Raw genomic sequence first — 10,162 nt, forward strand, 5'->3', positions numbered from 1 at the left:
CGTGCCGCATGGCTTCCGGCGATGCTCCGTCCGCGGGTCGCGCCGACGACGGCACCCCCATCGCACCGCACGGTCACAAGTCCCGAAGCGCCGCGGCCGGCTTGGCGCGGAGCGCGGGAAGGCTTCCCGCGATCCCCATCCCCAGCGTCATCGCGACGGCGGTCGCCAGTGTCGCGGCGACGATGTCCCAGCGCGGGGCCCATCCAATCTCGAACACCTGGGTCACCACATACCAGCCTGCCGCCGTCCCGACGGCCAGCGACACCACGACGAGCATCATCGCCAACAGCGCATATTCGAGCGCCTGTGCGCCGAGCACCTGACGTCGGCTGGCGCCGAGCAGCTTGAGGATCACTGCATCATAGCGCCGCTCCCGCCCCGATGCCGATACCGCGCCGATCAGCACCGCGATGCCCGCCGCCACCGTCACCGCCGCGGCCGCGCGGATCGCCACCGCCACCTGGCCGAGCACCGCGCCGATCTGGCCGATCACGTCGCCGACGCGGATCAGCGTGACCGACGGCAGCGCCGCACCGACGCTTTGCATGATGGCGCCATCGCGCGCCGGGGGAGCATAGACGCTGGCGAGCAGGCCATGCGGTGCCTCCTCGATATAACCGGGCGAAAAGACGATCGCGAAGTTGAGACCGAGGCCGCCCCAGTCGATCTTGCGCAAGGCGGCGATCCGCGCGGGCACGTCGACCCCGAGCACCGAAACGGTGATGCTGTCGCCGACCTTGAGACCGAGCGCGGCGGCGGCCTTGTCCTCGAGCGAGACGAGCGGGGGGCCGCGATAGTCCGCCGGCCACCAATTTCCCGCGACGACCGCGTTGCGGGGCGGGAGCTTCGCCGACCAGGTAATCGTGCGGTCGCCGCGCAGCACCCACGCCCCCTCGGGCAGCGTCTTCATGTCGGCGACGCGGTGCCCGCGAAACGCCACGATCGACCCGCGCAGCGACGGCAGCGCCTCGATCGTCGCGGCGGGCGCGGCCTGCCTGACCGCGCGCGCGAAGGTGGCGGCGTCGTCCGGCTGCAGGTCGATGGCGAAGAAGCGCGGGGCCTTGGCCGGCGCTGCGTTGCGCAATTCGGCGGACAAGCTCGCGTCGACCACCGCCAAGGCGACGAACAGCGAGAAGCCGAGGCCAAGCGCCACCACCAGCCGATCGGTCTGCGCGCCCGGGCGATGCAGGTTCGCGACCGCGAGGCGGAGCAACGGCATGCGCGACCGCGGGAGCTTCGCAGCCGCGAGCCGGATGGCGAGGCCGATGCTCCACAACACGGCGATCAGAGCGGCGACCGCGCCGACGAACCCGAGTGCCAGCACCCTGTCCGACGCGGTCAGCACGGCGAGCGCGACCAGCGCCGCGACGAGCACCGCCATCAGCGCCAGCACGATCGTCGATGGCCAGCGGCGCGTCGCGAGCGCATCGCGCAGCAAGGTCGCCGCCGGCACCTCGCGCGCCCGCGCGAGCGCCGGCAAGGCGAAAAGCAATGCCACGAGCAGCGCCAGCAGCGCGGCCGTCGCGAGCGGCACGGGATAGAGCGCGAGCCGTGGCGGCACCGGCAGCGACGCGCCGACGATCGCCGTCACCAGCCAGGGCACGGCCGCGCCAACCAGCAGGCCGCCGCCGATCCCGATCGCGGCGACCATCCCGAGTTGCGCGAGGAAGATCGCCGCGATCGTCCGGGAGGTCGCCCCCAGCACCTTGAGCGTCGCGATGATGCGGGTCTTGCCCGCGAGATAGGCTGCGACCCCGCTCCCGACGCCGACCCCGGCGATGGCGAGCGCGGCAAGCCCGACCAGCAGCAGGAACTGGCCGAACTGGTCGATACTCCGCCGCAAGCCGCCCGCCGCGCGATCGCTCGTCTTGGCCGACCACCCCGCACCGGGCAAGCGGGCGAGCAGGCGGTCCCGCACCGCGCCCGCCGTGGCAGGCTGCACGAGCGCGATGCGATAGCGGCTTTCGTAGAGGCTGCCCGGCTGCACCAGCGCGGTCGCGTCCAACCCCGCGAGGTCGACCAGCGCGGGCGGGCCGAGCGTGAACCCGGCACCGAGCCGATCGGGCTCGTCCGCGATGATCCCGATCACCCGCAGCCACGTCGTGCCCAGCCGCACGCGATCGCCCGGCTTCACGCGCAGCCGCTCGGCCGCCGCCGGCGCAATCGCGATCTCGCGACCGTGCGGCCGCCCGGACAGTGCGCCCGGGGCAAGCCGGAAACGCCCGACCAGCGGCCACGCCGCGTCTGTTCCGCGCAGATCGACCAGCATGGCGGGAGTGCCGGGGCCCGTGCTCATCATCCCCCGCATCGCCACCGTCTCGGATACGCGGCCCGCCTGCGCGAACGCCGCCAGTTCGGCCACGGTCGCGCGGCGCTGCGATACGGTGAACTCGACATCGCCGCCCAGGATCTGCCGGCCGTTCGCATCGAGCGCCGCGATCATGCTCGCGGCCAGGCTGCCGATGCCGGCCAACGACGCGGTGCCGAGGAACAGGCACGCCACCAGCAGCACCAGCCCGCGACCACCGCGTCGCAGATCGCGCAGCGCCAGCCGCCAGAAGATGCTCAAACGCTGCGCCGATCCGCGGCGATGCGACCATCCGCCAGCGTGACGACGCGCGCACACCGCGCCGCCAGGGCGGGATCGTGCGTGATGACGAACAGCGTCGTCGCGCTGGCGGCATGCCGTTCGAACAGCAGATCCATGATCGCCGCCCCCGTCGCGGTATCGAGATTGCCGGTCGGTTCGTCGGCGAAGATCAGCGCCGGCCGCGCGACCAGCGCGCGCGCGATGGCGACGCGCTGCTGCTCGCCGCCCGACAGTTGCGCAGGGTAATGTCCGGTCCGGTGGCCGAGGCCGACCGCGGTGAGTTCCGCCGCCGCTCGACCGAACGCGTCGCGCTCGCCCGCGAGTTCCAGCGGGACCGCGACATTCTCCAGCGCGGTCATCGTCGGCAGCAGGTGGAAGGCCTGCAGCACGATCCCGATCCGTCCACGCCGCGCGATCGCGAGCGCGTCCTCGTCCAGCGTGGCGAAGTCCAGCCCGGCAACCGCGACGGTGCCACCGCTCGGGCGTTCCAGCCCGGCGAGCACCGCCATAAGCGACGATTTGCCCGATCCCGACGGCCCGAGCAGCGCGACGCTTTCGCCCGGAAAGACGCTCAGGTCGATCCCGCGGAGGATGTCCACGCGGGCGGGCGCGCGGCCGAGCGACAGCGAGACGTTGCGTACGTCGATCAGTGCGCTATCGGAAGGGGATGATGTGGTCACACCTCAAGCGATATGGATGGCGGCGAGCAATTGTCCATCTCGCAATGCTGTGCGCCGTGGGATTTGTCCCGAACGCGGAGGCGGCTCCCCGCGTTTCGAACCACGCTCCGGTGATCTGGGCGTTCGGGGACAGCCTCAGCGCGGGCTACGGCCTTCCGCCCGCCCTGGGGTTCACTGCCAGGCTGCAGGCGGCGTTGCGCCGCGCCGGCGTGGCTGCGACGGTGCGCAACGGCGGCGTCGCCGGGGATACCGTCGCCCAGGCCCGTGCGCGGCTGCGGTGGGGCTTGCGCGGGCTCGGGGCGACGCCTGATCTGGTCATCGTGGAGCTCGGCGCGAACGACATGCTGCGAGGGCTTCCGGTTCCGCAGGCCAGCGCCAATCTCGATGCCATCCTGACCGAATTGCACAATCGCGGCATCCCCGTGCTGCTCGCCGGGATGCGCGCCGCACCCAATCTGGGGCCGGATTATGTCGCGCGCTTCGACGGCATGTATCCTGCGCTCGCCAAGGCGCATGGCGTGCCGCGCTATCCGTTCTTCCTCGACGGTGTCGCAGGCGATCGCGCGCTGCTCCAGGGCGACGGGTTGCACCCCAACGCGCGCGGCGTCGAGATCATCGTCCGCCGCGTACTGCCCAGCGTGCGCCGTGCGCTGAGAGGATAGGCCGATGGAGCTCGACGACCAGTTTCGCCGCTATTTCGGCACCCCCGATCTTGCGACGGTGAACGCTGCGGCGTTCGATGCGGGCATCGAGCACATGCGCGTCGACTTCGGATTGGAAAAGGATCGCGACCGGCGCTTCGGCTTGTGGACCCTGTTGCACATGCTGGGGGGCGCTCCCGATCTGGACGTTGCCTTTTCGAGCGAAGCGGATCGGGCGGCGGCGCGGCGGTTCATGGAAATGGCGGAAGGACTGCACGAAGACTGAATTGGGCACGCTGGCCAGCAGCCGCGTCTGTGCGGACTGGTCCTATTGCCATCCTCCGCGCCACGCGCCGCAGCAACGGCAATTCCGGGCCGGCTGCCCCGACGGGTGCACGTATCAACATCGTCATCGCCGCCCGTTACCCGCCAGACGGACGCTTGATCCGCCTGCCCGAGCGCCGCCGGGGTGCCCCACATGGCACGGCGTGAGCCCAGGTGGCCATCCCCATCGCGTTCACGGCGCTGCCCGCCGGGCGGTCAGGATTTTGACGGGCGCCACCGGCACCTCGCCCCTGAACGCCCCGCGCTGGGTTGCCGTCGGGGATGCTGGCGCATCCATGATGCCGACGACGACGTCCATGCCCTCCACGACGTGGCCGAACGCGGCATAGCCCAGATTGTCGGCAGGCTGCCCCTGCCCGGCGTCGAGCGAGCGGGTCTGGTCTCCAACGCTGATGGTGAACTCGCTGCGACCCGTCCCCGGCGCCAGGCGGGCAAGCGAGATCTCTCCATCGGTGTGGTGGAGGCCCGTCTGCGTGGTCGCCTCGTGCGCGATCGGCGGAAGCAGGCGCTGGCGCGCACCATTGGCGCCGAACTGCACGAAACCGAAGTGATCGGCGGCTTTCACCGCGCGGTAAAATTCCGTGCCGTCGAGCTTCTTCTGGTCAACGTACTTGAGGAAATTGGCGGCAGTGATCGGCGCTTTCCCCGTCTCCAGTTCGATCACGATCCGTCCTGCGCCCGTTTCCAGCACGACGCGCGGCAAAGACGGGGCCGGCGTCGCAACCGGAAGCGTCGGCGCCACCGGCCCTTGCGCCACGGCGGGGAAGGCAAGCACCAGCAACAGAGCCGATAGACAGACCTTCATTCTATTCCTTTCGATCCAGCGAACATGTCGTGCATCCCCCCATCCGATATCCGCCGACGATGGGTGCGGCGGCGTGCAGCCGGACGGCTTGCGCCACCGACGTGTCGACGCGGAGCAGGCTCCAGCGATCTGGGCGTCACAGTAGCCTCGTTACCTATCCGGTCAACGACGGCTAGCCCGACAGCGTCAACGACCCGGGCGGTCGGTCGCGGATCCTGGCGTCAGGGCTGGCTCGCAGGATATGGGCCAGCCTCGTTCGCGGGCCGTCTTTCGTCATCGTGCGTTAGACCCTTTCACGACGCTAGGGTGCCGGAATGCCGATGTCGACGGAAGCCATGCCGCCAGCCGCGTTCGGCGTGCGGGAACAGGATGATACGAACGTTGCCCGGGTCGGCCAGTCCCATACCCGTATCGACGGGCCGCTGAAGGTCTGCGGGCTGGCCGAATATCCGGGCGACGTGTCGCTGCCGGGCATGGCGCATGCGGCGCTGGCAGTGAGCGCCATCGCGCGCGGTCGCGTGACCTCGATCGGACGGGACGTGGCGGAGGCTATGCCAGGCGTACTGATGATCCTGACCCACGAGGACGTCGGCGACGCCATCGGTCCGGTCGATCATCTCATGGAAGGCGGATGGGCGAACAGCAGCTGGCGTCCGCTCGCTTCACCCGACATTCGCTATGCCGGGCAGATCGTTGCGATGGTCGTGGCCGAAACGTCCGCGGTCGCCGCGGCGGCGGCGGCGGCGCTCCGGATCGGCTACGCGGGGCAGTCGCCGGTCGCCACGCTGTTCGATCCGCGCTGGGAAACCGCGCGCCTGGCCGACGTCAGCGCTGCGCACCAGGATCGCCGCAAGGGCGACCTGGACGCGGCCATGGCCAACGCCGCGGTGCGGGTCGACAGCCGCTACACGACGCCCATCCAGCACCACAATCCGATCGAGTTACCGAGCACGACGTGCCGCTGGGACGGCGACCAGCTGACGGTGTACGAGCCGACCCGATACCTCGGCGCGGCGCAGCACGGTCTCGCGTCCCAGCTCGGTATCGCGCCGGAACAGGTCCGTATCATCGCCCGTTTCATCGGCGGACACTTCGGCGGCAAGCTCGCGCTATCGCAACATACCGCCATCTGCGCGCTTGCCGCACGGCGGCTGGGCCGGCCCGTCCGGCTCGCGGTCAGCCGCCGCGACCAGTTCACCGTCGCGAACCATCGGACGGAAACCAGCCATCGCATCCGCCTGGGTGCGACACCCGACGGTCGCTTGCTGGGAGTCGGACACGACGCCGCCACGGCGAGCTCGCGGTTCGACGCTTTCGCGATGGAAGGCACGGACGTGTCCACGGCGCTCTATGCAGCGGTCACGGTCGCGGGCGAGGAGCGGCTCGGAAGGGTGGACCGCAACACGCCCGGTCCGATGCGCGCGCCGCCCGAGGTACCGTTCCTGTTCGCCCTGGAAAGCGCGATGGACGAACTGGCGCATGCGCTCGCGCTGGACCCGATCGAGCTGCGCCGCCGCAACGACACGATGGTCGATCCGGTCACCGGCAAGTCGTTCACGACGCGCGCACTGATGCGCTGCTTCGATGCGGCGGCACCGGCTTTCGGCTGGTCCGACCGCCGACCGCAACCGCGCGCGACCTTGCGGAATGGCTGGTGGGTCGGCCACGGCTGCGCGGCGGCAGCGCGCCCCGTCAAGATCGGCCCAGCGGTCATCCATGTCGCCCAGGATGCGACCGGGGCGGTCCGCGTCGAGACCGCGCACCACGAAATCGGCAACGGCCTCTACACGCTGCTCGCGACGCTCGCGTCCGAGCGCCTTGGCGTGCCGCTCGATCGGGTGACGGTGGCCCTCGGCGACACGGCACTGCCGCCGGCCGGTATCTCGGGCGGGTCCGCTACGACCACCAGCCTGGCCAACGCCTTGGCGGAGGCATGCGAAGCGCTGTTGCGCATGCCGGCGGGCGCGCGCGACGTCCGTTTCGATTACCTGCCAGCCGGCGCGACGCCCGCCGCGCTGGACGATTTGCGGGCGGGACACATCAAGTTGCTGCCGGGCTCCGCCGACAAGCTCGCCTGGACGTTCGGCGCGCACATGGTCGAGGTTCGGGTGCATGCCGCAACGGGCGAGGTTCGGGTGCCACGCCATGTGGGCGCCTTCGCCGCCGGGCGGGTGCTGAACCCGATGACCGCGCGGAACCAGTATCTGGGCGGCATGGCCTGGGGACTGAGCTCGGCGCTGTTCGAACGGACCGAGATCGACCCGCGCACCGGCGTCTATATGAACCGCGACCTCGGTGAATATCTGGTTCCGACCTTTGCCGATATCGCGGGTCAGACGGTCATCATGGTGCCCGATGACGACCCGGCAGTGAACCCGCAGGCCGTCAAGGGGCTGGGCGAGATCGGCATCATCGGCGTCGCCGCAGCGGTTGCCAACGCGGTCTTCAACGCCACCGGCGCGCGCATCCGCGACTTGCCGATCAGACCCGAGGCAGCGCTGGGGTAAGCGCCTCACCGCACTTCACTGCCCCGTAATCCGCCTTTCGCCTCCCCTGTCCTGTTCCCCCTTTTCCCACGCCGTGTCCCCATTGCGGCGCTGCCCGCCGTTGGTGCCTGACATTCCGTCAAGAACACCGGTATGATGTACGACGTCACTACACCGATTTGGAGCCAATTGCTGCAACGTGGCCTGATGCTTGCGCCATCCCCACTATACCTCGACATACCCCTTCCGAACCTTTTCGGCGATAAGCTTGGCCGCTTCGCGCTTGGCACGTTCGGGCGTATCGAAGGTTTTGAGCACCGTGCTTCCCTTGGTACCCATCCGGCCGAAGACGACGGTCACATCCAGCCCAGTGACAGCAATCTTCCAGAATTTATCGGAGGCCCCTTGCTGGAAGCGGAATTCGCTAAACTCTGGCCAGGTCGACAGCGGCTCGGCCTTGGCTTGCGGCTTGGGCTCCTTCGGCTCCTTGGACTTGGGCACGCTAACGACCGGGGCCGGCATCGTTGCCCCTGCGAACGGATCATCGTCCACATCGGCGGGATCGCGGTAGAGCGCCGCCTCGATCTGCGCGATCACCGCGCCCGGATCACGCAACCAGCTCTGTGCGGGCACGTCGATCACCTTCCAGCCGAACGCGCGCAGGATCGTGGGCTGGAAGACATAGCGGTCGGCAACAGTGGCGGCGTCGCGGGCATCGAGAAGGATGCCGAGCGCGTACCCGTCGCCGCGCGATGTCAAAATGGCGAGATCGCAACGGAAGCTGGCACTGCCGACATCCGCATGGATCTGGTGGCCGCGTTCCCTCAGTGCACCGGCAATCGCATCGCGCAGCGCGTCGGCGGGCGCCGCGCGGGCAAATACGCGCTGGGCTTCCGGGTTGAGCGTCGCGAGCACCGCCTGGCCATGCGCGGCATCGCCGCGCGACTGCGCCTCGGCAAAGGACAGGAAAGTACGCAGCGCGCGTGCGCCATCATTGTGGGTGTTGGTGATCGCCTCCGCCCGGATGGTCGACACCACCGCCATGTGATGCCGCGCCCGGCTGAAGATGACGTTGAGGCGCTTCTCGCCGCCGCGCTGGTTGATCGGGCCGAAATTCATCGCCATCCGCCCGTTGGCGTCGGGCGCATAACAAATGCTGAGCAGGATCACGTCGCGCCCTCGACTAGGAGAACTCAATCGGCGCGAGCCGCAGCGCTAGCCGAAGCGGCAGATAGCCAACGATATCGCCATCCGACTGCAGGGGGGCAGGCTCTTCGCTTGTTATTTCCAATTCGGTGCAATTAAACTGTTCCACGCCGGGAATTTCTCCGACCGGAAGTCTTCGCAACATCGACCAACAAAGCCGGAAAAAGGTCCGTCTTGAAGCATTTTGCAAGGCGATCACTTCGAAGGTCTGCGAGCGCATACACGCTGTCGGGGCGAGCGACCACGAACCGGCAAAGTAGCGTCCTTTTGCGACATAGACTGCTTCACACACCAATTCCCGTTCGGCATTCTTCAGCGTGATCTTTACACGGGGCCAGCGGATCAAGAACCCGCAGACGGCAACGATATATGCCGCCCTGCCGATGAGCCGCTTCAGGGCGAGGGAGACGGCAGCGACCGCGTAGCTGTCAGGACCGACGGATGCGCAACTTGCCATCGGAACGTCGCCAATAAGACCGACATGATGATACCCCCGGTGATCACCCTTCAGCACACGCTGTACGAATGCCGCCGGGGCGATCGAATATCCAATCTCTCTCGCTACGAGGTTGACGGTTCCGTTCGGATAGACGCTGACGGAGATTTCGCGGCCAGATTCAATGAGCGCGGCAAGAACGTGACGCAGTGTTCCATCCCCGCCAGCACAACAGATATGCTGCGCGCGTCTGTCGATCATAAGAGGCTTGGACCCGTGGTCGCCGTTGAGAACGGTTATACCCTCAACCATGAACCTGCGTCGCAAGGCGGCCACGCGCCGGCGCGCGATCCAACCGGCGTGTGGATTGCTGAATAGCTGTACGATGCTGATCGTTGCCTGCGGCGTGCCGTCGAGCTGCGTTCCGGTCGTGGATCCGAGGTACATCGCGCTGAAGTTTCGCCTTTCGTCGTGCAGGTTTGGACACGACGACGTCAGCTTTCTGCTGACGTGGCAAAATCGCTCCAACGTCGGGCCTACACTTTTGGTGGCCTAACCTCGACAGCTACGTTCGTTAAACGCTAGCCGCCGAAGCTGCGTGGGTCCGGTCCCAGCCGTCCAACCGGCGAGTCGAGCGCGTCGATAGCTGCCATGTCCTCCTCGTCCAGGATCAAATCCAGCGCTGCGAAATTGTCCGACAGGTGCTCCAAGTCGCTCCCCTTGGGAATGAGGGCCAAACCGTGCGCGAGATGCCAGGCAATCACCACTTGTGCAGGACTGCGCCCATGCTTGTCCGCGACCCGGACGATGGGCGCGCGTGTAAGCAAGTCCTTGCCTTGACCGAGCGGGCTCCAGCTCTGCGTCACGATCTTGTGCGCCTCGTGATAAGACCGCGCTTCGCGTTGCTGGAAGCCGGGATGCAGCTCGATCTGGTTGACCGCCGGAACGACGCCCGTCGCTTCGACGATCCGCG

General features: G+C 68.3%; 9 protein-coding genes. 3 read left to right on the forward strand and 6 right to left on the reverse strand.

Annotated features, from left to right (window positions below; genetic code table 11):
* Nucleotides 1-73: 73 nt before the first annotated feature.
* Both L8G49_RS04655 and L8G49_RS04660 read right to left on the reverse strand, forming a co-directional pair.
* Nucleotides 74-2,569 carry an FtsX-like permease family protein gene (locus tag L8G49_RS04655; protein ID WP_242182779.1) on the reverse strand — a complete coding sequence of 832 codons (2,496 nt, stop codon included), beginning with the start codon at nucleotides 2,567-2,569 and terminating at the stop codon, nucleotides 74-76.
* Entirely contained in the window at nucleotides 2,566-3,270 is a 705-nt protein-coding gene (locus tag L8G49_RS04660) for an ATP-binding cassette domain-containing protein (RefSeq protein WP_242182781.1), read from the reverse strand. The genes L8G49_RS04655 and L8G49_RS04660 overlap by 4 nt, the downstream gene beginning before the upstream one ends.
* A 44-nt stretch (nucleotides 3,271-3,314) precedes the next feature.
* Between L8G49_RS04660 and L8G49_RS04665 the strand changes: the two genes are divergently transcribed.
* Together L8G49_RS04665 and L8G49_RS04670 are read left to right on the forward strand one after the other, a co-directional pair.
* Entirely contained in the window at nucleotides 3,315-3,932 is a 618-nt protein-coding gene (locus L8G49_RS04665) for an arylesterase (protein WP_242182783.1), read from the forward strand.
* Between the two features lie 4 nt (nucleotides 3,933-3,936).
* On the forward strand, nucleotides 3,937-4,197 hold the full coding sequence (locus L8G49_RS04670; protein WP_242182785.1) for a hypothetical protein: 261 nt from the start codon (nucleotides 3,937-3,939) through the stop codon (nucleotides 4,195-4,197).
* A 231-nt stretch (nucleotides 4,198-4,428) separates the two neighbouring features.
* On the opposite strand, the gene L8G49_RS04675 is transcribed toward L8G49_RS04670, so the two are convergent.
* Complete coding sequence (locus L8G49_RS04675; protein ID WP_242182787.1) at nucleotides 4,429-5,037, reverse strand: peptidylprolyl isomerase; 609 nt, start codon at nucleotides 5,035-5,037, stop codon at nucleotides 4,429-4,431.
* Nucleotides 5,038-5,375: 338 nt separating this feature from the next.
* Between L8G49_RS04675 and L8G49_RS04680 the strand changes: the two genes are divergently transcribed.
* Complete coding sequence (locus tag L8G49_RS04680; protein ID WP_242182789.1) at nucleotides 5,376-7,568, forward strand: xanthine dehydrogenase family protein molybdopterin-binding subunit; 2,193 nt, start codon at nucleotides 5,376-5,378, stop codon at nucleotides 7,566-7,568.
* A 204-nt stretch (nucleotides 7,569-7,772) separates the two neighbouring features.
* Here the strand turns inward: L8G49_RS04680 and L8G49_RS04685 are convergent, their stop codons facing one another.
* The 3 genes from L8G49_RS04685 to L8G49_RS04695 form a co-directional block, all read right to left on the reverse strand.
* Nucleotides 7,773-8,717 (reverse strand): WGR domain-containing protein, encoded by a 945-nt coding sequence (locus L8G49_RS04685; protein WP_242182791.1) that lies wholly within the window; start codon nucleotides 8,715-8,717, stop codon nucleotides 7,773-7,775.
* Nucleotides 8,718-8,730: 13 nt separating this feature from the next.
* A complete protein-coding gene (locus tag L8G49_RS04690; RefSeq protein WP_242182793.1) occupies nucleotides 8,731-9,636 on the reverse strand; it encodes a diacylglycerol kinase family protein in 906 nt (301 codons plus the stop codon).
* A 134-nt stretch (nucleotides 9,637-9,770) separates the two neighbouring features.
* On the reverse strand, nucleotides 9,771-10,162 hold a 392-nt coding region (locus tag L8G49_RS04695), incomplete at its 5' end, for an aldo/keto reductase (protein WP_242182796.1).

It is taken from the genome of Sphingomonas sp. CARO-RG-8B-R24-01 (genome assembly GCF_022662295.1).
In the GTDB taxonomy this organism is placed as follows: domain Bacteria; phylum Pseudomonadota; class Alphaproteobacteria; order Sphingomonadales; family Sphingomonadaceae; genus Sphingomonas.

What these genes read in the sequence shown, in the direction of transcription:
- L8G49_RS04665 (WP_242182783.1), top strand. Translation starts at nt 3,315, where the DNA reads ATGCTGTGCGCCGTGGGATTTGTCCCGAACGCGGAGGCGGCTCCCCGC.
- L8G49_RS04670 (WP_242182785.1), top strand. Translation starts at nt 3,937, where the DNA reads ATGGAGCTCGACGACCAGTTTCGCCGCTATTTCGGCACCCCCGATCTT.
- L8G49_RS04680 (WP_242182789.1), top strand. Translation starts at nt 5,376, where the DNA reads ATGCCGATGTCGACGGAAGCCATGCCGCCAGCCGCGTTCGGCGTGCGG.
- L8G49_RS04690 (WP_242182793.1), bottom strand. Translation starts at nt 9,636, where the DNA reads ATGTACCTCGGATCCACGACCGGAACGCAGCTCGACGGCACGCCGCAG.